Here is a 22,758-nt window from a genome sequence, read left to right as displayed (position 1 = left end):
TCATGAACGAGGGATTTTCCCGCCGTACGTTTCTCGGTAACGGCCTGGCGGTCGGCGGTGGCCTGATACTGGGCGGCAGCCTGCTCAGCGGTTGCGACAGTGGCGCAGCAGTCAGTGGCGCAGCGGCCTTGTCCAGCACTCCGGTGCAGGGTGGGCGCTTGCGGGTCGGCATTATCGACGGCGATCAATCGGGCAATCTCGATGCGCACAAACCGGTGGGCGGCGGGATCATTCGCGGCTGGGCGCTGTACAGCAAGTTCTGGGAATGGAACACCGACGTCAGCACGCGCCTGGCCCTGGCGGAGTTTGCCGAGCCCAATGCCGATGCCAGCGCCTGGACCATTCGCATCAAGCCGGGGCTGGAGTTTCACCACGGCAAGAGCATCGGCGCCGACGACATGCTGTTCTCGATCCTGCGCCTGACGGACCCGAAACTGGCGTCGCCATTTGCCGGCCTGGTGGGGGCGATCGACCGCAACGCCTTGCGCAAACTGGACGAGCGCACCATCGAGATTCGCTTCAAGGAGGGCCAAAGCTTCTATCCGCTGGATGAGACCCTGATCAGTTTCGGCGGCATCGTGCCGACCGATTACGACCCGGTCAGCAATCCGGTCGGTGCCGGGCCGTACAAACTGAAAAGTTTCATCCCCGGCCAGCGCTCGCTCTACCAGCGTTTCGAAAACTACTACAAACCCGGTCAACCCTATGCCGATGAGCTGGAAATCATCGAGTTCAAGGATCAGGTATCCCGCGCTGCGGCCCTGCGCGCCGGGCAAATCGATGTCGCCAGCGGCGTGCAGGCCGAGCACAGCGCGCTGCTCAAGGCTGACGCACGACTCAAGTTGTACGCATCGCCGAGCACTTCGTTTACCGGATTCAACCTGAACCTGGCCAAGGCGCCGTTTCAGGATCAGCGAGTGCGCCAGGCATTTCGTCTGCTGGCCGACCGTCGCGAGCTGGTCGAGCGCGGGCTCAATGGTTTCGGGCGGATCGCCAATGACCTGTATTCGCCCCATGACCCGACGTACAACCACGGCATTGCCCAGCGTCCGTACGACCTGGAGCAGGCGCGGTCGCTGTTGCGCCAGGCCGGGCAGAACGATCTGCGGGTGGAGCTGACCACCACACCGGGACCTGGCGTCAATGCGGCGCTGGTGTTTGCCCAACAGGCGAAGAAGGCCGGGGTCGAGATCAAGGTCACTCAGGTCGATGGCTCGGTGTTCAACGGCCCGCAACGTGAAAACTGGCTGATGTCGCCAGGCTCCACGCCGGCCCGGGGGTTCCTGGCTTCGGCGCTGCACAACGACGCCCCGCAGGCCATCTACAACCGCAGCAATTTCCATGATGAGCGCTTCAGCGCGTTGTACCGACAGGCCCTGGCGCAGCCCGATCTGGAACAGCGCCGGGTACTGGTGCATGAAGCGCAAGGCATCCAGCACGACCGTGGCGGGCTGCTGATCTGGGGCTTCAACGACGTGCTGGACGCTGCTTCCGTGCGGGTCGGTGGACTGGCACCCGAACAGACGACGTTTGCCTCCTGGCGCTTCGATGAAATGTGGGTGAACCATGCCTGATCCGTCCTGCAAACCTCCACGCACACCGGCCTGGCTGTCGTGGTTCATCGGGCGTTTGGGCTATGGCCTGCTGACGGCGTGGGTGATCAGCCTGGTGGTGTTCATCGCGACCCAGGCGCTGCCCTCAGACCCGGCGAGGGTGATCCTGGGGCCCGATGCACCGCTGGAAAGCATCCTCACCCTGCAACGGCAGTTGGGCCTGGACCGGCCGATCCTGGAGCAATACCTGCGCTGGCTCGGGCACGCGCTGAGTGGCGAGTTGGGGGTGTCGCTCGACTCCAACGCACCGGTTGGCAGCATTCTGTTCGGCCGTTTTGGCTATACGCTGGCGCTGTTGGCCGGGGTGATTGCCGTGGTGGTGCCTGCGGCGTTGCTGCTCGGTGTGTCGCTGGCCTTGCGCCGTGACAGTCGCCTTGATCGCTGGTGCCTGTCGCTGTTGATTTTCCTCAAGGCCACGCCGGGTTTTCTCCTGGCCATCGGCCTGGTCCTGTTGTTTTCCATGCCCCACATGGACGTGTTGCCGGCAGTGTCGATTATCGATCCGGACAAGTCGCTGCTGCGCCAGTTGCAGTTTCTGGTGCTGCCGGTGCTGGCCCTGAGTCTGTCAGCCCTGCCGTACCTGACGCGCATGGTGCGAGCGTCGATGATCGAAGCGCTGGAATCCGATTACGTCATCGCCGCCAGGCTGCGCGGTATTGCCGAGTGGCGAATCGTCTGGCGCCACACGTTGCCCAACGCGCTCATACCCGCGATCCAGGGCGTGGCCTTGACCCTGCGCACCCTGATCGGTGGGGCACTGCTCGCCGAGGTGATCTTCAGTTACCCGGGCATCGGCACCTCACTGAACTCGGCGATCCAGATGCGTGATCTGCCGATGGTCCAGGCCATCGTGCTGTCGATCACGCTGGGCGTGGTGCTGATCAACCTGTTGGCCGATCTGCTGACCGTGCTGCTGACGCCGAAACTGCGCACCGCCCGCCGGGTGACCCTGATCCGGCGCAACCGTCGGGGCATCCAGCCCTGGTGGCGACGCTCCCAACCCAAGGCGCCTTGAGAGGTGATGCATGACTGACTCCCGATTTTCGCGCTGGCAGCCATGGCTGGCGCAACCGCAAACCCGCAAGGGCGCGCTGATCACCCTCGCGGTGGTGCTGCTGGCGCTGCTTGGCCCGTGGCTGGCACCCCACAGCCCGACGGAAATGGTTGGTTCGGTGTACGGCGCGCCCGTGGGGGCGGCGTTGCTGGGTTATGACTTTCTCGGGCATGACGTGTTGTCGCGCTTGCTCAGTGGCGGCGTGTCGGTGCTGTGGATGTCAGTGGCGGCGGCTTCGATCGCACTGTTGGCGGGCAGCACGTTAGGCCTGTTGGCGGGATTTTCCCGGCGGCGCCTGGATCAACTGATCACATGGCTGGCGGACGTATCGCTGGCGTTTCCCGACCTGATCCTGGTGCTGTTGATCGTCTCCATGCTGGGTCGCGCGCCCTGGCTGATCGTGCTGACCGTGTCCATCGCGTTCACTCCGGGAGTGATTCGTCTGGCCCGTGGCAGCGCGGTGGCGGTGGCCGGGCAGGAGTTCGTCGAGGCCGCGCAGATGATGGGCTATTCAAGGCGGCGGATTCTGTTCAGGGAAATCCTGCCGAACATCCTCACACCGCTGCTGGTGCACTTCGGCAACATGCTGACCTGGGGCGTAGGCATGCTCTCGGGCCTGAGTTTTCTCGGTTACGGTGTGGCGCCGCCGACCGCTGATTGGGGGTTGATGATCAATGAGAACCAGGCAGGGTTGCTGGTTCAGCCCTGGGCGGTGTTGGCGCCGGCCATCCTGATTGGCATCTTCGCCTATGGCACCAACATTCTGGCCGAAGGCATTGGCCGCAGCAGTTCCAGGATCGGAGAAAAACAACCATGAACGCCATTGCCGGGATCGCGTCCCACCCCCTTGCGCAGACTGCGCAGGTGTTGCAGGTTCGGGATCTGCGAGTCGAGTTGCCGGGGCAGATCGATGTGCTGTCCGGCGTGACCTTCAGTCTTGAACGCGGAGAAATTCTTGGCTTGGTCGGCGAGTCCGGTTCCGGCAAGACCACCCTGGCCACTGCCTTGCTGGCCCACGCCCGAAGGGGCGCGCGGATCGTCGGCGGGGAAGTCGAAGTGTCCGGTCAATCGCTGCTGACGCTGCAGGGCGAAGACCTGCGCCGGGCCCGCGGCAGCCTGATCGGCTACGTGGCCCAGGACCCGGCGACCGCCCTGAATCCGGCACTGCGAATCGGCAGTTTGCTGCGCGAAACCCTGGGTGCCCATCAGATTGAACTGGACCGTGCCGCTCAACAGCAGCGCATCGTCGAGACGTTGCGTGATGTCGGTCTGCCCGACGATGCGCAGTTCCTGCGACGCTTTCCCCATCAACTGTCCGGCGGACAGCAGCAACGGGTGATGTTGGCACTGGCCTTTGTCTTGCGTCCGGCATTGATCGTGCTTGATGAGCCGACCACAGCGCTGGACGTCACCACCCAGGCCCACATCCTTGCCACCTTGCGCCGGTTGTGCAAAAGCCAGGGTATCGCTGCGGTGTATGTGTCCCACGACCTGGCGGTGATCAAGGACCTGGTGGACCGGGTGATGGTGATGTATGCCGGGCGTATCGTCGAGGTTGCACAGCGCGAAATGCTGTTCCATCAGCCGGCTCATCCCTATACCCGAGGTTTGCTGGCGGCGATTCCCGATGTGGCGCAACGCCGGGATTTGCCGGCGATTGCGGGGCATGCGCCGGCACCGGGGCAGCGACCACAGGGGTGTGCCTTCGCGCCTCGATGCCCCCGTCGCCTCGCGGCGTGCTCGGTGCTCGAGCCGCAATTGCAGGCCCTGTCGTCACAGCAGCGGGTGGCCTGCCTGGCCCCGCATTTGCAACCCTTGCAACGGGTTGCCCAAGCTTGCGTTGCGCCAGTCACCGACTCGGTGGAGCGCACGCCACTGTTGCAGATCAAGGACCTGAACGTGGCCTACGACCGCCAGGTACTGTTCGATGTTTCTCTGCAGGTGTCTGCCGGGGAATGCCTCGCGCTGGTGGGCGAATCCGGTTCGGGCAAGACCAGCCTGGCACGCGCCGTTGCCGGGTTGGGGGAAAACGCCGAGGGCGAACTGTTTTATGCGGGCGGGTTGTTGAGCCTGTCCGCGCGACAGCGTGACGGGGCGCAACGGCATCAGATCCAGTACATCTTCCAGAATCCCTACCGGGCGTTGAACCCCCGGCAAAGTGTTTTCCAGACCCTGAGCGCGCCTCTGGAGCATTTCTTCGGGATCAAGGGCGCTGCCGCACGGGAGCGAGTGGAGGCGGTGCTCAAGCGGGTTTCGCTACCGGCGTCGGTGGCGGATCTGTATCCCCACAGCCTGTCTGGTGGGGAGCGCCAGCGCGTAGCGATTGCCCGGGCATTGGTCTGCGAGCCAAGGCTGTTGATCTGCGATGAAATCACCTCGGCCCTGGATGTCTCGGTACAGGCGTCGATCCTGGCGCTGTTGCGGCAATTGCAAGGGGAAGGGCTGACGCTGCTGTTCGTCACCCATGACCTGGGCGTGGTCCGCGCCATCGCCGACCGGGTGTTGGTATTGAAATCCGGCCGTGTGGTGGAGCAGGGGCGGGTGGATGAGGTACTGGATCAACCGCAGGCGGCGTATACACGCACATTGCTGGAGAACTCGCCGACGTTGGCGGGCGGCGTTTTGTAGGTGCTGGTTTGTCAGCGATTCGGCGGTGAACGTCATGCCGCCATCGCCAGCAAGCCGGCTCCTACAGATCGTGGGTGTGCCGATATTATGTTGGCACACCCGAACCCGTAGGAGCCGGCTTGCTGGCGATGGCGGTCGTACTGTCACATCCAGAACCAGACTTTGACGACGTTCCTGATTCTGGCGCACTAGCCTTGTGTTTCGGTCTCGAACACAGGAGGGCAATGGATTGCCTGAACTTCCTCACGCCAATCGGCTTCGCACCGGACGTTATTCCCAATCCGGACAAATCTATTTGCTCACTGCCGTCACTCATCACCGTGATCCGCTATTTGCTGATTGGCGTATGGGGCGCCTGGTGGTGGATCAATTTCGCCAGGCCCATGCAGAAGAATGGGCCGACTCACTCGCTTGGGTGGTAATGCCCGACCATTTCCATTGGCTGGTCGAACTGAAGAACAGCACGTTACCGGCGTTGATGCTCGCCACCAAATCCCGCAGCGCCCAGGTGGTAAATGCGTCGTTGAACCGCAGGGGGCCGGTATGGCAGAGAGGTTTTCACGACCGTGCAATTCGACGGGAAGAGGACTTACAGGCTGTGGCCCGATACATCGTTGCCAATCCGTTACGTGCGGGCTTGGTGAGTCGCGTGCACGATTATTCTTTGTGGGATGCCAAATGGCTGTAGATGGTGGCTGTTGTGACGCCATCGCCAGCAAGCCGGCTCCTACAGTGCCGATATTGTGTTGGCACACCCGAACCCGTAGGAGCCGGCTTGCTGGCGATGGCGTTGGTCAACATTGCATCGTACTTATGCCACGCGCGCCTTTCGCCGGCGTGCCTCTTCGCGTACCGCCGGGATGATCCAGCGTCCGTAATCCACGGTGTCGTACAGCGGATCGTAGCCGCGGTTGAGAAATGTGGTCACTCCCAGGTCGACGTAGTCGAGCAAGGCCTGAGCCACGGTTTCCGGGGTGCCGACCAGGGCGGTGGTGTCGCCGTAGGCACCGACGGCGGTGGCGGTGGGCATCCATAGCGCGCGGTCATGACGGTCACCCGCCGCGGCGGCGGCGAGCAGGCGTTCGGAGCCGGTGCCCTTGATGCGTTTTTGCCAGGGGCTGCCGGCCGCAAACTGTGGGTTGGCCTTGATCTGCTCAAGGATCTGTTGCGCCCGTTGCCACGCCAGTTCCTCGGTCGCGCCCAGGATCAAGCGCACGGACAGACTGACCCTCGGCGCCTCCACGCCCGCCGCGCTGGCGGCCGCACGAAGCTTGCCGATCTGCTCGGCCACACCGCTCAAGGGCTCACCCCACAAGGCATACAGGTCCGCGTGCTTCACCGCGATCTGATAGGCGATATCCGAAGACCCGCCGAAGGAAATCGGAATGTGCGGCTGCTGCAACGGCTTGACCGGCGAGAAGGCACCCTTGATGTTGAAGTACTGCCCTTCGAAGTCAAAAGGCTCCTCGGCTGTCCAGGTTCGCCGGACGATTTCCAGGTACTCATCGGTACGTTTGTAGCGTTCTGTCTTGTCCAGCAGGAAGTCGCCTTCCTGGGGTTCGGCGGTGATGCCGGTAATGGCATGCAGGCGAATCCGTCCGCCACCCGTGGTGTGATCCAGTGTCGCAAAGGCCCTGGCGGCGACGGTCGGGGCGGTGAGGGCCGGTCGGTGGGCGATCATGAATCCCAGACGCTCGGTGTGCGCGGCGGCGTAGGCGGCGATCTGCAAACTGTCGGCGCTGCCCGGTCCACTGGCGATCAGCACCCGATCAAAACCTGCGTGTTCATGGGCCCGGGCGTGATGGCGGATAAACTCCAGATCGAAATCCGGACTGCGAACACCCCGGGTCTCGGACCACTGGCGGGGGAAAATCATGCCGACAAATTCGATGGACATGGGAACACTCCTGATGGAAATAAGTGGGTTCAGAACTGGTAATCGACCTGGGCCAGCAACGTGCGACCGGGCATGGGTTGCAGGAAGGTGTTGGTGGAGCCGGCCAGGCCACTGACGAAATTCAGTTCGTTGGTCAGGTTGAGCACGCGCACGGTGGTGCTCCATTGGGGCTGGCGGTAGTAAACCGCGAGGTCGAGGTTGTACTCGTCCGGGACCTTCACGGTCTTGCTCAGGTTCAGGTACCAGCTACTGGTCCACCACCCGGACAGCTCGGCACCAAAGCCTGAGTCGAAGCGATAGTCGACGTAGCCGCTGGCGGTGTATTCGGGAATCTGCACTGCATCAAAACGCCCCGAAGGCCGCTGGTTGAGGCTGTTGTTGTCCCCAAACACCGTGCCGTTGTCGGGGATGAACCCGGCCGAGGCAAAACCGGCCTGGGAGGCGAACTCGTTGTAGGCGGTGAGTTTCGTAAGGTTCAACGCCGTGCGCAGGTGATCGTCAGGCTGGTAGCGAATGCTCGACTCCACGCCCTTGATCACCAGTCGCGCGATGTTGTTGTTGCTGTCGGGTGATTGATCCCGTTCCTGCTTGAACGCTGCCAGGGTCATGAACAATTCGTTGGGCACGGCTTCGACTTTCAACCCGACTTCGTGCAAGACACTCAGGCTTTCGAACGCCAACGGATTGAGCAGGTTCGCGCCCGCGCCGCTGCCCCAGCCAAGGCCATTGGAGAAGAACCCGGTGTTGACGGCCAGGGAGCGATCGAAGGTGTAGTAGAACGTGCTGTTTTCGGTCGGCTTGATGTAGGGGCTGACCTGAAAGGCAAACAGTCGGTAGTTGTCACTGTCCTTGCGCGGATTGCCACCGGCGAGCACGAACGGGTTATCGATTTCGGCATCGATCCAGCTGCGGCTGGCGCCGATGTTCAGGCCGACTCGCTCACCCAGGCGCAGGTTGTGCTGGGTGAACAATGTCTGGGTGGTCCAGGTGCTTTCAGCGGTGTAGGGCGCGACGGATTCAGCGTACAAGCCATGACCGGCCGGGTACATCGGCGGCAGGTTCAGCCAGCCGTAGAGGTTGGAAAACTGTGGTACGCCAGCCTGGCCGATCCAGGCAGCGTTACCGCCGGCCGGGTTGGAGCCGGTCAGTCCCAGAAGGCTCCCGGGGTTCTTGCCCGAAGGGTCCTGTGTCAGGTCATAGGCATTGATGGTCGAGCCGAAACTGTTGTTGGCAGCGATCGACTGGTTGAATTCGCGGCGGTAGATCAGCCCTGTATTGCTGTCATCACGCAGGGTCAAGCCGCCCAGCTGCGTTTCGTTGCGCGAGCGAAACTCGAAGCGGTTATCGAAAATGTTGTCCTTGGACTGCACCTGGAATGAGCCGACGGCGTCGGTCATGTCGCGTGAGCGTTGGTAAAACGTGTTGTTGGCCAGGGTGATGGTCGGCGTCAGGTCGGCCTCCACCCGCAGTTGCGTGGTGAAGCGTCGCGAAGTGTTTTCATCCTCATCGCGCTGGCCGGTTTGTGACGACAGGGAGGTCAGGCCGTTGCCGGCGAGTGTCGGGTCGTAGACCCAGCCACGCAGGCTGCCAGGGTTGCTGCGGGTGTTGGGGGAGGCGGCCTGGAAACTGCCGTCGACCACGCTGTATTTCCCTTGTGCGTTGCGTTGGCGTTTGACCCAGCCCAGGGTCGGCGCATCGGCCGCGCCGGAGGCCAGCACCGGCGACCACAGCGTGTTGCCGTTCTGGATGATCGGCGTGGCCCGTCCGGCGTAATACTTGCCGCTGTCCACCAGTTCCTGGTTGGCGCGGTTCCAGCCGTGGGTGATGTTGTAGTCGTAGTAGTCGTCGTAACTGGCATTCCAGTCCACGCGCACGTTGTCATTGCGCCAGGCCAGGGCGCCGTAGAACGCGTCGAAGTTGTTGTCGACGTTGTCGTAGAAGTCTTCCTGACGCTGTTTGGTGATGCTGATCCGATAAGCCAAGTTGTCACTCAGCGGGCCGGTGTTATCGACGCTGAATTTAGTGGCGTCGCGGGATTCACCGTCAGGCACCCAACTGCCCACCTCGCCACTGAGCCTGGTCTTGAATTCACTGAAGTTCGGCTTTTTGCTCAGGTAATTGACGTACCCGCCGCTGCCCGACACCGAGCCGTAGGTCACCGAGGACGGACCGGCGACGATGTCGGCGCCTTCATAGGCGTTGAAGTTGGCCGGATGGCGCACGCCGTAGGCACGTTGCCCGTCCTGGAACACTTCTGAACCCTGGGCACGGAATTGCGGCGCGATCCCGGCGTTCTGGCCACCGCCACGGGTAATGCCAGGCGCGTACTTGACCAGATCGTCGGCACTGCGGATCGGGTCGTCGGCCAGCTGTTCGGCATTGATCTGAGAGATCGAACGCGGGGTGTCGAGCACCTTGGTTTCGATGCCTCCATAGATCGAAGACTCGGGCCGGGTGGGCAGGGCGTCATCGTCGGAATCACCGGCGCTGGCTTGAACGGTGACGGTTTGCAGTTGAGTGTCGGCGGCAAATGCTGCTGTCGACAGGGTAGAAACAATGACCAATGCCAGAGCGTGGCCAGAAGCGGGACGAACGAAGCCGATAGAGGGCATGAAAATGTGCCTCGAAAGATGAATTCATTGAATTGCGTAAACACGCCAACATCGCCCCTGTAGGAGCCGGCTTGCTGGCGATGGCGTCATAACGGCCACCATTGCCATCGCCGGCAAGCCGGCTCCTACAGGTCGGTGGTGTCTGGTTATGCCGTGTCTTTCAACCAGAGCTTTTCAAAGCGCCAGGTGCTGAACAGCGACTCTTCGGCCGTCGCGCCACCCACGCGGTTGGCCACGCTGTCGAGCAGATCGGCGTAGCCCCAGATCAACATGCCGCCGCGTTCGTACTGGATCTGCTGGACCTGGTGGACCAGGGCCTTGCGCTTCTCCAGATCGGGCTGGGCCATGGCCGCCAGAAACAGCTCGCTGAACTGCGGGTCGTTGAAATGGGTCTTGTTCGACACGGCAAACGGCGCGTCGGTGTGAATGGCGCTGGCCAGGAATGGCGCGCCGATGCTGCCGCCGGTACTCAGCGTCCAGTCGTTGCGCAACGGCCCCTGGAATGTAGCCAGATCGACCTGCTTGACCTTGAGGGTCACGCCAATGCGCTTGGCCTGTTCGGCCAGCACCAGCGCCGAAGTCAGCCCCGGACCCGGTGTCGTCACCAGTTCCAGTTCAAGGTTTTCATGCCCGGCTTCCTTGAGCAGTTGCGCCGCACGCTGCGGGTCGTGAGGGCGCGGTCCCAGGGTGTGGTTGAAGGTGGGGTCGCTGGGTGCGTACAGGTCATTGGCCACGCGCCCCTGACCATTGAGCGCCCGGCGCACCAGTTCTTCCCGGTCGGCCAGCAGGCGGAATGCCTCGCGTACCCGTGGGTCGTTGAATGGCGGTTTGTCGAGGTTCATGTCGAACGACAACCAGTTGCCGGTCACCGATTTGACTACTTTCAGGCGTGGATCGCGCTGCAATACCTCCAGCTGTTCGGTGGGCATCACGTTGGCCATGTCGATTTGCCCGGAGCGCAGTGCCGCCAGGCGCGATACCTGATCCTTGAAGTCGATGATTTCCAGTTCATCGGCGTACGGCTTGCCGTCCTTGTAGTAGTTCTCGAACCGCGTGAACAGTGAACGCTGACCCGGGGTGAAGCTTTTCAGTTTGTAGGGACCGGCGCCCACCGGGTTGGACACCGGGTGATAGTCCACCGGCACGATCCCGCCAAAGTTGACCCAGGTTTCCGCCAGCGGCATGTAGCTGCGGCCTTCACGAAAGTTCAGGCGCACGGTGCGCGAGTCGAGCTTGACCAGGTTGTCGCGGTCCACCCAGTGCAACAGCGCGGCATAGGGCGAGGCCAATTGCGGATCGGTCAGACGGCGTATCGAGAAAATCAGGTCATCGGCGTCGATGGTCTTGCCATGGTGGAATTCCAGGTCCGGGCGCAGGCGCAGGGTCCAGCTGCTGGCATCGGCATTCGGCTCGGCGAATTCGGCCAGGGCCAGGCGCGGCTGCATCTGCTCGTCCCACTCCCACAGCTTGCTGTACAGGGCAAAGCCGCGAACGATGCCGCTGCCAATGGGCTTGTGCGCATCGAGGTTGCCGCTCTGGTTGCCGTCGAGAATGCCCAGGCGCAGACGTCCGCCGTAGCGCGGATTATCGTCGGTGGCGACGGCCACGGCCGGTTTGTCGTCGCTCGGGCCGCAGCCGGCGAGCAGTCCGCCACCGAGCAGCAAACCACCGCCCAGCAGCGCGCTGTGGCCGAGAAAATCCCGGCGGCTGAATAATGAGTGATCGTCGCTCATGGCATCAGGCTCCGGCCGGGCCGTTGGCGGAACGCAGCTCCAGCGGCGCTTCTGACGGGCGACTCAGCTGGACGCGCTCAGTGCGAAAGTGCGGGAGGATGTGTTCGCCCAGGCGATAGGCTTCTTCCAGGTGCGGGTAGCCGGCGAGGAAGAACAGATCGATGCCGATGGCGTTGTACTCGCGAATCCGCGCCACGACATTCTCGTAACTGCCCACCAGCGCGCAACCGGGCGGAATGCCGATGTAGCCGAAGCCGGTCCAGACGTTGGGGTGGATGAAGAAGTCGTCGAAGCCTTGGGTCTCGGCCTTTTGCGCGAATTGGTTTTCGTAGCTGAGCTTGCGCGCGGTGCGCAGACCGGCATGGGCCGCCACAGCCTTGACCGCGCCTCTGGCGATGCCTTCGTCGAAGAACCGCTTGGCTTCGGTGCGGGCCAGTTCCTCGGTCTCCCGGGTGATGACATCGATCGACAAGCCAAAACGAATGTCGGTGCGCCCGTACTTCAAGGCACGCTCGCGAATATCGGCAATCAGCGCGGCAATTTCGTCCGGATGCTCAGCGCGCATCAGGTAGAAGTCGGCATGTTTGGCCGCGAACTCCCGAGCCGGGACCGATGAACCGGCGGTGCAGATCAGTGGCAATTCGGCTTTCTTCAATGGCCCGCGCAAGCCACCCCCTTCGGCTTGGTAGAACTTGCCCTCGTAGTGGAAGTTCTCGTTGTGCCAATAGCCCTTGACCACATCCATGAACTCGATGGCCCGTTCATAGCGCTCATCGTGGTCGCTGAAGTCACCGACCTGGCGCTGAATCGCATCCGAGCCGCCGTTGATGATGTTCCAGACCAGGCGATTGCCAGTGGCGCGCTGATAGGTCGCGGCTTGCTGCACCGCCACCCACGGCGTGTAGTGATAGGGCTGGAACGCCGTGACGAATTTCAGCGTACGGGTTTCCCGGGCCAGCAATGAGCAGACTGTCCAGGGCTCCTCGCCGGAGGGCGCATTGACCATCAGGGCGCCGCCGAAACCGTTGATCTCTGCGGCCCTGGCGATCTGCCCCAGGTAATCGATGTAAGTGAAGTGATCGCCCACGCTGAACGCCGAGACGGCGCCGGTGCTCGGGCCGCCACGGTGCCAGTCGCCACGGTTGCGCGGGTCGCCGGGGAGGAACTGGGTTTCGCCATGCAGGGGTAGGCGAGTGAAAAATTCAATGCTCATGTCGAGGGCTCCGTCTCACTGCACAGTGGGGCTGCAGATCGGGGTGATGGGCTGGTCGTTGATGACCTTGTGGGCGAAGGGCACCGAGTCCTTGAGCGAGGCGTTGACCGTTTCGCTGTGGCCCAGCCCTTTGTAGAGATGGCCCTCAACCACCGAGCCGGTTTTGCAGGCGTCCTGCATCAGCGCAACCTGGGTCGAGGCCGCCGGGGTTTTGTCCTCGGCACCGGTGCCGATGAAAATCGGCTGGGCCAGTTTCAGCGTCGGGTAGGACACTTGTTTCTGCCACAGGGCAAGCTGGTCGCCCTTGTAGTCCTTTTTCGCATTGGCCGGAGTCAGGCCGACGCCGATCACGTCGCTGACCAACGCCGCCAGGCAACTGGTGCGGGCCTGCTCGAACAGTGGCAATGCCTTGTCGGTGTAGAAGTCCCCGGGGTTGATGCTTGGGTCGTACTGCTGGGCAGCCAGCAATGTGTAGAAACCGTAGGCGAGGGACGCATCGACTTTGTCCGGGTCCTGTTCACCGACGTTTTTCGCGCCCACGGTGTAAATCACGCCGGTGCCGATGCTGCCTTTGACGCCGAGGTCGGGCGCATAAGTCGGGGCATAGGCCGCCGAGGCGAACGCACCCGCACCGCCCTGGGACTGACCGACGATCAACACTTTGTTGGCCAGCCCCGGAACGCCGGCGACCACGGCCTTGGCCGCATCGAGAATGCCGTAGGCGGCCATGCGATTGTTCAGCAACGGATGGCCACCGGGTACGCCGAGGCCCTGATAATCGGTGGCGACAATGGCATAACCTTCGTCCAGCCAGCGGCTGAGGTACTGCACGTCGCGATAGGAGCGGCCTTGCCAGGACGGCGCGCACACGTCCGCTACACCGACCGTGCCATGGCCCCAACTGGCGACCGGCCAACCACCGGCGGGTGCCTTGCCCTTGGGCAGGAACAAGGTGCCCGACACCACGATCGGGGTCTTGTTATCAACGCCGTCGGTTGAGCTGTAGAGAATCCGTTGAGCGCTGGCCGCGTTGGGCAGGCTCAATGTTTTTTCCAATGGCTCGCTGCGCAGAAGCTTGCCCGGCGTCGACGGGATCGTCTCTTGCCAGGTGTAGAAGGCCGAGACGCGGCCATCACCTTGCAGCGGGTCGGGTTTGGGCGCGTGTGCACCTGCGGCCATGGCACTCATGGACAGCGCGAGGACACTCAGGCCGAAGACGAATTTTTGCGGCAGTTTCATCACAAATTCCCTATTCATGGATTGTTGCTGACCTGGCCACGCAGGGCCGGCCAGTAGTCGGTGAGCTTCAGATCGATCAGCGCCTGGTTGGTAAAACCGGTGGCCAGCGAAGGGCTGATGTCGTAGTTGTCGCGAATCAGGTGATTGGCCAACGCATAGGCTGTGAGTGCCTGGTAGTGGGCCTTGAGCTGTTGATCGCTCTTCGGTGCCCAGCGCTCTTTCCAGGCCACGGGATCGTCCGAGTCATCGCGGCGCAGCACGCTTTCTGCCGTGCCTGCGCGGGAGGAAAGCTGGTAGTAGGCGTCCTGATTCTGTTCCTGGGAAATCCACCACGCAGCCTTGACCCAGGCCGTCGCCAGTAGCTGAGTGATGTCCGGATGTTGTGCGACGAAACTGTCGGTGCCCCAGAGATCGGACACCAGGCGCCAGTCATTCGCACCTTGCTTGGTTGACCAGAGAATCCTGCCCACGCCTTTGTCTTCCAGGGCATAGGCCTCGCTGAGCAGCACCGCCGCATCCACTTTGCCGGCGGATACCGCCGCCGCGCCGACTTGCGGATTGAGGTTGGCGATCTTGAAGTCGTCGAGCTTCAGGCCCTTGCTGGCGAGGAAATTGCTGAAGGCGAACTCCCAGGGACGACCGCGATGCAGGGCCAGGCGCTTGCCCTTGAGGTCTTCAATGCTCTTGGCCTCGGAGCCGGCCGGCACCACCAGATAGATATTGTTGCCGCTGCCACCCGGGACGATCAGCTTGCCCGGCACGCCACCCGCGCCGGCGATCACCGAGGGCAGGTCGCCGCGCACGGCGAAGTCGATGCTGTTGTTGCTGAAGCCTTCGTTGATCTGCGGACCGGCGCCGGCGTGGGGCAGGGCGATCCAGTCAAGTTTCACGCCGCGTTGACTCAGCTGCTGTTCAAGCCAGCCGTCCTCGATCACTCGGCCGGCGATACCGCCAAACACCGGCTTGCCACCCTGCGTGTAGGCAACGATGGCGATCTTCACCGAAGCCGGTGCCTGTTCGGCCAGTGCGGTGGCACTGAGCAGTAAACCGGTCAATGCGACCAGGCTGTTGCGCCAGAAACGTTTCATTGAAATCTCCCTGAGTCGACTGTACGAAAAACCACGCGATTGCCCTTGTAGGAGCCGGCTTGCTGGCGATGAGGCCTTCGAGCCTTGCAGCGCTTTTGCGGACGCCATCGCTAGCAAGCCAGCTCCTACAGGGGGGCGTGTCGTTTATGAGTGGTGGGAGGGGACAGAGCAGATTGCATGCCATCGCTCGAGAAAACGGCTGCAGGCCTTTTGCGGCGGGGCTTGTAGGGGAGTGGGTGGTAGTGCTGAAGCGGGCAGGGTGCTGATCTGCAAGCAGGGTGATGCTTGCCAATTGCTGCTCTGGCAGCAGGCCAGGAACAATTGACTGGCATATTCATATTAGGAATATGTAAATACTAATTAATAATTTTTTAGTCTAACAATCTTCATGCACTATTGAGCACGCGCTTTTACTGCCAGGAATGCACCATGTCGCTGATCACTCATCCAAACGCTCGCGAACTGACCAAGTCGGTCCGGGCCACCGTCCTGGTGTTCAAGGACCCGCGCTCCCAGGAACTGCTCAGCCGCATCGAGCGCCTGGCCCCGAGTGAAGCCAATACGCTGATCATTGGTGAAACCGGAACCGGCAAGGAACTGGTCGCAAGGCATATCCACCACCTGAGCCGCAGGGGGCGTGAACCCTTTGTTGCCGTCAACTGCGGTGCCTTTGCCGAAACCCTGGTGGAAAGTGAACTGTTCGGGCATGAAAAAGGCGCGTTCACTGGCGCCACCACGACCAAGGCCGGGTGGTTCGAAGCCGCGAATGGCGGGACGCTGTTCCTCGATGAAATCGGTGATCTGCCGTTGAACATGCAGGTCAAGTTACTGCGGGTCTTGCAGGAACGTGAAGTGGTGCGCCTGGGGTCGCGTACGCCCATTCCAATCAACGTACGCCTGGTGGCCGCGACCAACGTCAACCTGGCGGATGCGGTGGTTGCCGGGCACTTTCGCGAGGATCTTTTCTACCGTTTGCACGTCGCCACGATTCGCCTTCCACCCTTGCGCGAACGGCCGGGAGACATCCTGCCGCTGGCTGAGTTTTTCCTCGAAGAACATTGCCAGCGACTGGGCTACAACCGCGCCACGTTGAGCATCGAGGCGGAACGCAAACTGCTGGAGCACAGTTGGCCGGGCAACATCCGCGAGCTGGAAAACTCGATTCACCATGCCTTGCTGGTGTGCCGCAATCAGCGGGTCGCTCCGGCGGATCTGCACCTGGTGGACATGCGTTCCTCGGGCATCCGCCATGAGCAGGAGCAGGCGGTGCAAACGGGCCATGCCGTTGCCGGACCGGTAAACCTGGAAGCGGCGCTCAACGCCTTGTTCGAACAGAATATTCCAGACCTGTATGAACATATCGAGGAGACCATCTTTCGCGCTGCTTACCGATTCTGCCATGGCAACCAGTTGCAGACGGGACGGTTGCTGAACATCAGCCGCAATATCGTTCGGGCGCGGCTGGAAAAGATTGGTGAGCTGAGCAAGCCATTGTCGGTCGGGGAGTCGTGAGCATGTTTAACGGCTGTAGGCGTAACGTCCTGCAAGCTACAGCACCTTGCGGCATTGCCTACAGCTACGCCAGAATCCGCCGGCTTGTGCGCCTTGGAGGCCATCGGTAACTTGGTCCGCGTCACTGATTCCCAGTGATCGGGTTTAGCAGCCCGGGGTGTTATGAAGCGTATTTGCAGTCCAGACAGTCAGGTATTCCCCATCCCTGCACTTGATGGCAGCTGTGCGCAGGGCGCCTTCGGGCGCGCCGGTTTCGTAACTCCCCGGTCTGCTAACCTGCGTACAGCCGCCACCCCTTCGTTTAGCAGCGATTCGGTGACGGCTCCAAGTTTCTGGAGTTCGAATCATGTTGAAAGTTACCCCCGATCCACCGGACAACGACACTTGTCCCAACCCGGCCCTGCACATCATGGCCACCCCGCACAAACCCTCCACCCTGTTCACCATCAACCCCGACATCGACACCGAAACCCTGCTGGTCCACGCTTGCGAATCGCTGGCGTCTGCGAACGTCATGGCCCATGACCTGGCGGGCTTCCTGGAAGGCACGCACCGCAACACCCTGCTGGGTATCGCGCAAGTGATCATGCTGGGGGAGTTGGCGGTGAATCGGGTGTTGGACAGGCTCGATCCGCTGGAATCTGCGTCACACAGTTGACCCCTGTGGGAGCGAGCTTGCTCGCGATGGCGGAGTATCAGTCAGCAATGATGCTGGATGTGAAGACGCCATCGCGAGCAAGCTCGCTCCCACAGTGGATCGTCGTCGAACACAGGTTCTGAGTTCACTGAAGTCCAGTGTGGGAGCGAGCTTGCTCGCGATGGCGATGTATCAGGCCTGCAAATACCCGCGAGCCAACACACACGCCCGCTCAATCAGCATCGGCGCCATCTCGATCGCTGTCGGCGTGCCCTGGCGGGTGTGAATCCAGCCAAGATACGTGGTGCCGCGCAGCATCAGGAACAGCGCCAGGGTCTTGCGATCCGCCTCGGTCAGCGGCTTGATCGCGTTGTACCCGTCGAGCAATGCCGCCTTGATCTGCTCATAACGCGGGTCATCCAGGCAGAAGTACAGCGCCGTGGCCAACTCGAACATGTGCCAGCCGAACCCGGCATCGTCGAAGTCGATCAGGCGCAGGCGCGGTCCTTCGATCAGCAGGTTTTCCGGCACCAGGTCGGCGTGGATCATGCCGAAATTGCCCAGGTGCCGACCATACTGACGCAAGTCCCTGCGCGCCGTGCGCCGCGCCTGTTGCAGCAGATTCCGCTGCTCATCGCTGAGCTGCGCAAGCTCCCAGAAACGCCCCCAGAACGGGTTGGCGCCGATCAAGCCTTCCTCGTCCCAGGCATGCCGGACAAACTCGTCCGGCTGTTGCCACTGCGCCGAATGCAGGTGAATCCGTGCGGCAATCGCCCCGGCTTCACGGAACAGGAAATCGATTTCGGTATCGGCCTGCACCCCTGCTTCGGACGTGCCGGCAGTCGCACCGGGCAGCCAGGCGAGCATGTCGATGTGGCGCGGTTCGCCGATGGCTTGATGGGTGACTTCGATCAGATGGCTTTCATTCTGCGCACGGATTATTTGCGGCACGGTGATGCCGGCACCGGCCAGGGCTTCCATCCATTGCAGCTCGGAACGCAGCGCGGCTTCGCAGTGATAGCCATTGCGGTGGATGCGCAGGGCTACCCGCTGGCCATCGTGGCGGTGCGCGGAGAACACTGCGTTCTCGCGGAATTTCACCAGTTCGATGTCAGCGAAATCGCCTTCCCACTGTTGCAGGGCATGGCGCGCCAGTTCGTGCAGGCGGGCGACTTGCTGGTCATGGGGGAGGGTGTGGAATTCAGTCATGGCAAAAGCCTCAAATCGCGCTGAGCGCGTTATCCAGCGTGTCAACGAACAGGTCGGCGTGATCGCGGCCGAACACCAGCGGCGGGCGTAGCTTGAGAATGTTGTCGCCGGCGCCGATCTTGCTGATCAGCACGCCGTTCTCGCGCATGTCGTTGACCACCTTGCGCGCCTCCAGCCCGGCCGGCTCCTTGCTGGCGTGGTCACGCACCAGTTCCATGGCGAAGAACAATCCCTTGCCGCGCACGTCGCCGATGATCGAGTGCTTGCCGGCCAGCACTTGCAGGCGTTGCTGCACATAGGCGCCGACGCTTTGCGCATTCTTCAGCAGTTGCTGTTCCTCGATCACATCCAGCACCGCCATGCCGACCGCTGCCGCGACCGGCGAGCCGCCAAAGGTGTTGAAGTACATGGCGTGGCGACCGAAGGATTCGACCAAGGCCTTGTGGGTGATCAGCCCGGCCAGTGGATAGCCGTTGCCCATCGGTTTGCCGAGGGTGACGATGTCCGGCACCACGCCGTGTGCCTGGTGGCCCCACAGGTGATCACCGGTGCGGCCGAAACCGGACTGCACTTCGTCGGCGATGAACAGGCCGCCGGCATCGCGGATCAGCTTTGCCGCCCTGTTGACGAAACTGGCCGGCACCCGCGGCAGGCCTTCGTTGGCGAACAGGGTGTCGATCAGCAGCGCGGCCGGGCGAATGCCCTGGGCCTGCATCGAGGCAATCGCCGCCGCGATATTGGCCGCGTACTGCTCGGCCAGTTGCGCCTCGGTGGTGCCGACCGGTGCGTGGTACAGGCACGGAATCGGCACCGCTCGGGCATGGGCGGCGAAGGGTTCCGGCGAGGGCAGGGCGGTGGTGACTTCGGCCAGCGACGCGGAGTTGCCGTGGTAGTTGTAGTCGCTGACGATAATGCCGGTGCCACCGCTGGCGAAGCGTGCCAGGCGCAGCGCCAGTTCATTGGCCTCGCTGCCGGTGCAGGTGAACATGGCGGTGTCCAGCGACTCGCCAAACGTCGCGGTCAGGCGTTCGGCGTAGCGCACCACTTGCTCATCCAGGTAGCGTGTGTGGATGTTCAGCGTGGTGGCCTGGCGGTGCATGGCCTCGGTCACGCGGGGGTTGCAGTGGCCGACGCAGGGCACGTTGTTGTAGACGTCGAGGTAGCGGCGACCGTCGACATCGAACAGCCAGACGCCTTCGCCGCGCACCAGGTGCAAGGGCTTGTCGTAGAACAGCGGCGAGGCGCTGCCGAGCACGCGATGACGGCGTTGCAGCAGAGTGTCTTCAGGCATGGTCTGGAATCTCGATGGCTGTGGCGCGACGGTTGCGCAGCAGGTAGTTGAAAATGCACAGGGTGAAGGTCACGGCGAGGGCGATCAGCATCAGCATGTCGAGCTGGAAGCACGCAGCGATCACCACCAGCGTCAGGGCCAGGCCCAGCCAGGCAACCAGTTTGCCGCCGAGCAAAGTGAACGGCCGTGGCAGATCTGGCTGGCGGGTCTTGATGCGCAGGTAGGCGCCGAAGATGAGCAGGTAGCAAACGTTGAGCAGCAGCACGACTGCGAGCATCACCGTGGCCGGGTCCACTTCCGACAGCGGCAGGCCGATGGCGCCGATCAGCAACAGCGCCGGCCAGGGCGTGCCGCGTTTGCCGGTCTTGCCCAGCCATTGCGGGAACAGGCCGTCGCGGGCCATGGCGAACAGTTGCCGGGAAGCGGCGTAGACCAGGGAAAAGAAGGTCGCGATCAAGCCGAACACGGCGCCACAGCCGATCACCTTGGCCAGCCATGAGCCGTCACCGAAGGCGCTGTTGCTGGACATCGCCGCGTACAGCGGATCGCCCGCCGACCCGACCAGTTCGACGCCACCGGCACCCGGTGCGCACACCAGCACCACCAGCGCGGTCACCAGCAAGGTACCAATGGCTGCCAGGATGCCGCGGGGCATGGTGCGGCCGGGGTTGTGCGCTTCTTCGGCGGCCGAGCCGGTTTGCTCGACGGTGATGAACAGCCAGATGGCGAACGGCACGCAGGCGAAGATACCGCCCAGGCTCACCGGCGTTGTCACGTTGGCCGGCAATGTCAGCAAATTGGCCAGTTCGACGTGGGGCGCCATGGCCACGCCAAACGTCAGCAGGGCGACCACGGCGATGATGCCTGCGATGAAGGTCAGGCCCATGGCCTCACCGACGCCGCGCATGTGGATGCCGATGATCACTGCGAACAGGGCGATCTTCACCGGCCAGCCGCCGAGACCGAAAATCGACTCGGTGTAGGCGCAGATGAACGTCGCTGCCGCACCCGTGCCGATGGTCAGCGCCAGCGCACAAGCCACCCCGACCAGATAACCCACGAACGGCCCGAACGCGCTTTGCGCATACACGAACACCCCCCGGCACTCGGCAGCGCCGTCGACAGCTCCGCCACGCACAAGGCCAGGCCGCCGCAGAGCAGGGCCATCAACAAAGTGGCGATCAGCATGTTCAACCAGCCACCGGCCGCCAACCCGAAGTTCCAGCCGGAAAACTGCCCGGCCACCACCAACGCAATTCCGAGGCCGGCAATCTTGGGCCAGCCCAGCGCACTTTTCTTGAGCACAGAAATCTCCCGCGACCCGAAGGCCGTTTATTGTTTTAGTGAGAAATGGAGGGGTTCAGCGTTGCATCGCAAGGCCCCCTGAAGCGGGTTGAGCCCTGAAGGTCGGTTTCGATACTACGCCCGGGGTTGGGCGCGGCGGGTGTGTGCGCATGCCATGTGGTTGGTTGTGGGTGCCAGATTGAGAAAGACTTTTGTGCTCCACATGGGGTGTAAGACACGGCTGTCAGTACGATCTGATTTTTCTGATGCTGCGGCGATACCCACCCATGTCTGTGTACTGTGCCGGTATTGTGTATCTGGAACTAAGGGCAGAAAAAGTATGGAGACATCTTCAAAGCGAACCATTACCGACATAGGACTCAATCAAGCCCTTTTGCTGGCTGACCTGACAGAGCCCGCTGCACCCGATCACGCGATAAGGTTGTTGCTCAAAGAGGTTCTTCAGGGATTGGCGAACCAGGGTTGGCCGCAAGCCCAGGTACAGACGGGCCCAAGAGTCGTGTCCGCAGAAGAAAACTACGGCTTGCTCGGTTATGACCCGGCAGAAATCACCCTCGGAAGTGCGCACACCCGCTGGGTTGATGAATGTTCGTTGTTGCGGACGCAAACCACCAGTCAAATTCCAGCAGCGCTACAGAGTGCGGCTCAGTCGCGACAACCAGGACAGTCAATATTATTGGCTGCGCCTGGTATCACTTTTCGGCGCGACAGCCGGGACCGTTGGCATTGCGCGGAGCCGCATCAGATGGATATCTGGGTACTCGGTGATCCTGATTTGTCGACGCATGAGCATCTGTTGCGCCTGGTCGGCGATATTCTGAAATCTGCCGTTCCTGATATGCCTTGGATCTACGGTGAAAGTCCACATCACTACACTGAAGGCGGGATCGAAGTAAATCTTTTGAATGATGGCGTCCCGGTCGAGGTTCTGGAGTGTGGCCGCATTGCCAGGTCCTTGCTTGAGCGACTGAAGATCGATCCTTTGCATCATGGTGGATTGGCTCTGGGCATGGGCCTGGATCGCTTGACCATGCTGAGAAAAGGTATCCCGGATATTCGTTTGCTGCGTGATCAGAACGAAAGAGTGCAGGCGCAGATGCATGATTTGAGTCCGTGGAGTGCCGTCTCTCGGCTGCCTTCGATTACTCGTGATATTTCGTTGGCGGTAACGCCGGGGCTCAGCGAGGAAGTGCTGACTGAAAGGATGTTGCAGGCCGCTGGCGATTGTTCGGACTGGATCGAGGAGATGCAAATCAAAGGGCGTTGGGCGTTCACGGAACTGCCTGCGCAGGCCATCGATCGCCTTGGATTGCTGCCGGGGCAGGAGAATGTGCTGCTGCGTGTTGTACTGCGTGATTGTTCGCGATCAATCACCGCTGATGAGGCAAATACCTTGTATTCGAAAATTCAGGTGGCGTTGCATGAAGGTGCACCGGGGGCGGGTTACAGGATGGATCTCACCAATAGTTAACTAGCAACGATATTGGAAGTGCGGGCCTCATCGTCGGAACGCCGCCCGGAGCAGGCTCGCTCCTACAGTGGATCTGCAGTGAGCAAGGAATCTGTGGGCGACAAAGGTCAAAATTGTGGGAGCGGGCTTGCCCGCGATGGCGGCGTGTCAGGCGGTGGAGATGTTGGAGGTGCCGGCCTCATCGCGGGCGAGCTCCCACAGGGATCTTTGGTGAACACAGGATTTGTGTACGACAGAAATCAAAAATGTGGGAGCG

General features: G+C 62.0%; 16 protein-coding genes and 1 pseudogene. 8 read left to right on the top strand and 9 right to left on the bottom strand.

The features are described 5' to 3' along the window. Positions 1–2 precede the first annotated feature (2 nt). From AB4O16_RS04870 to AB4O16_RS04850, 5 genes are all read left to right on the top strand, one after another. Positions 3–1,574, top strand: coding sequence for an ABC transporter substrate-binding protein (locus AB4O16_RS04870; protein WP_460157160.1), 1,572 nt, complete (start codon positions 3–5; stop codon positions 1,572–1,574). Then, positions 1,567–2,628, top strand: a complete 1,062-nt coding sequence (locus tag AB4O16_RS04865; RefSeq protein WP_160385943.1) for an ABC transporter permease — start codon at positions 1,567–1,569, stop codon at positions 2,626–2,628. The genes AB4O16_RS04870 and AB4O16_RS04865 overlap by 8 nt, the downstream gene beginning before the upstream one ends. A 10-nt stretch (positions 2,629–2,638) precedes the next feature. After that, a complete protein-coding gene (locus tag AB4O16_RS04860; protein WP_460157159.1) occupies positions 2,639–3,484 on the top strand; it encodes an ABC transporter permease in 846 nt (281 codons plus the stop codon). Beyond that, complete coding sequence (locus tag AB4O16_RS04855) at positions 3,481–5,295, top strand: dipeptide ABC transporter ATP-binding protein (RefSeq protein WP_460157158.1); 1,815 nt, start codon at positions 3,481–3,483, stop codon at positions 5,293–5,295. The genes AB4O16_RS04860 and AB4O16_RS04855 overlap by 4 nt, the downstream gene beginning before the upstream one ends. Before the next feature lie 229 nt (positions 5,296–5,524). Further along, the gene (locus tag AB4O16_RS04850; protein WP_160385940.1) at positions 5,525–5,983 is read left to right on the top strand and encodes an REP-associated tyrosine transposase; all 459 of its coding nucleotides are present in this window, start codon (positions 5,525–5,527) and stop codon (positions 5,981–5,983) included. 123 nt (positions 5,984–6,106) lie between these two features. Here the strand turns inward: AB4O16_RS04850 and AB4O16_RS04845 are convergent, their stop codons facing one another. The 6 genes from AB4O16_RS04845 to AB4O16_RS04820 all read right to left on the bottom strand — a co-directional run bounded on the left by AB4O16_RS04845 (position 6,107) and on the right by AB4O16_RS04820 (position 15,077). Then, positions 6,107–7,192, bottom strand: a complete 1,086-nt coding sequence (locus AB4O16_RS04845; RefSeq protein WP_421141131.1) for an LLM class flavin-dependent oxidoreductase — start codon at positions 7,190–7,192, stop codon at positions 6,107–6,109. Between the two features lie 29 nt (positions 7,193–7,221). After that, the gene (locus tag AB4O16_RS04840) at positions 7,222–9,804 is read right to left on the bottom strand and encodes a TonB-dependent receptor plug domain-containing protein (RefSeq protein ID WP_460157157.1); all 2,583 of its coding nucleotides are present in this window, start codon (positions 9,802–9,804) and stop codon (positions 7,222–7,224) included. A 146-nt stretch (positions 9,805–9,950) separates the two neighbouring features. Beyond that, a complete protein-coding gene (locus AB4O16_RS04835; protein WP_460157156.1) occupies positions 9,951–11,537 on the bottom strand; it encodes an ABC transporter substrate-binding protein in 1,587 nt (528 codons plus the stop codon). A gap of 4 nt (positions 11,538–11,541) precedes the next feature. Then, positions 11,542–12,750, bottom strand: a complete 1,209-nt coding sequence (locus AB4O16_RS04830; protein WP_460157155.1) for an LLM class flavin-dependent oxidoreductase — start codon at positions 12,748–12,750, stop codon at positions 11,542–11,544. 15 nt (positions 12,751–12,765) lie between these two features. Continuing rightward, positions 12,766–13,989, bottom strand: coding sequence for a lipase family protein (locus AB4O16_RS04825; protein ID WP_460157154.1), 1,224 nt, complete (start codon positions 13,987–13,989; stop codon positions 12,766–12,768). A 14-nt stretch (positions 13,990–14,003) separates the two neighbouring features. Continuing rightward, positions 14,004–15,077, bottom strand: coding sequence for an ABC transporter substrate-binding protein (locus tag AB4O16_RS04820; RefSeq protein ID WP_460157153.1), 1,074 nt, complete (start codon positions 15,075–15,077; stop codon positions 14,004–14,006). Between the two features lie 429 nt (positions 15,078–15,506). On the opposite strand from AB4O16_RS04820, the gene AB4O16_RS04815 reads away from it, so the two are divergent. Beyond that, positions 15,507–16,589 (top strand): sigma-54 interaction domain-containing protein, encoded by a 1,083-nt coding sequence (locus AB4O16_RS04815; RefSeq protein WP_160385933.1) that lies wholly within the window; start codon positions 15,507–15,509, stop codon positions 16,587–16,589. A gap of 346 nt (positions 16,590–16,935) precedes the next feature. Continuing rightward, on the top strand, positions 16,936–17,247 hold the full coding sequence (locus tag AB4O16_RS04810; RefSeq protein WP_160385932.1) for a DUF6124 family protein: 312 nt from the start codon (positions 16,936–16,938) through the stop codon (positions 17,245–17,247). Between the two features lie 171 nt (positions 17,248–17,418). Here AB4O16_RS04810 and AB4O16_RS04805 read toward each other — a convergent pair whose 3' ends face one another. The 3 genes and pseudogenes from AB4O16_RS04805 to AB4O16_RS04795 form a co-directional block, all read right to left on the bottom strand. Further along, a complete protein-coding gene (locus tag AB4O16_RS04805) occupies positions 17,419–18,435 on the bottom strand; it encodes a phosphotransferase enzyme family protein (protein WP_460157152.1) in 1,017 nt (338 codons plus the stop codon). 10 nt (positions 18,436–18,445) lie between these two features. Beyond that, the gene (locus AB4O16_RS04800; protein WP_460157151.1) at positions 18,446–19,726 is read right to left on the bottom strand and encodes an aspartate aminotransferase family protein; all 1,281 of its coding nucleotides are present in this window, start codon (positions 19,724–19,726) and stop codon (positions 18,446–18,448) included. Then, positions 19,719–21,031, bottom strand: a pseudogene (locus AB4O16_RS04795) (amino acid permease). The gene AB4O16_RS04800 and the pseudogene AB4O16_RS04795 overlap by 8 nt, the downstream one beginning before the upstream one ends. A gap of 319 nt (positions 21,032–21,350) precedes the next feature. Between AB4O16_RS04795 and srmL the strand changes: the two are divergent. Next, on the top strand, positions 21,351–22,502 hold the full coding sequence (gene srmL, locus AB4O16_RS04790; RefSeq protein ID WP_460157150.1) for a PheS-related mystery ligase SrmL: 1,152 nt from the start codon (positions 21,351–21,353) through the stop codon (positions 22,500–22,502). The last annotated feature ends 256 nt before the right edge of the window (positions 22,503–22,758 follow it).

This window comes from Pseudomonas sp. S2_H10 (assembly GCF_054668285.1).
This window is presented reverse-complemented; position numbering and strand designations above follow the sequence as displayed.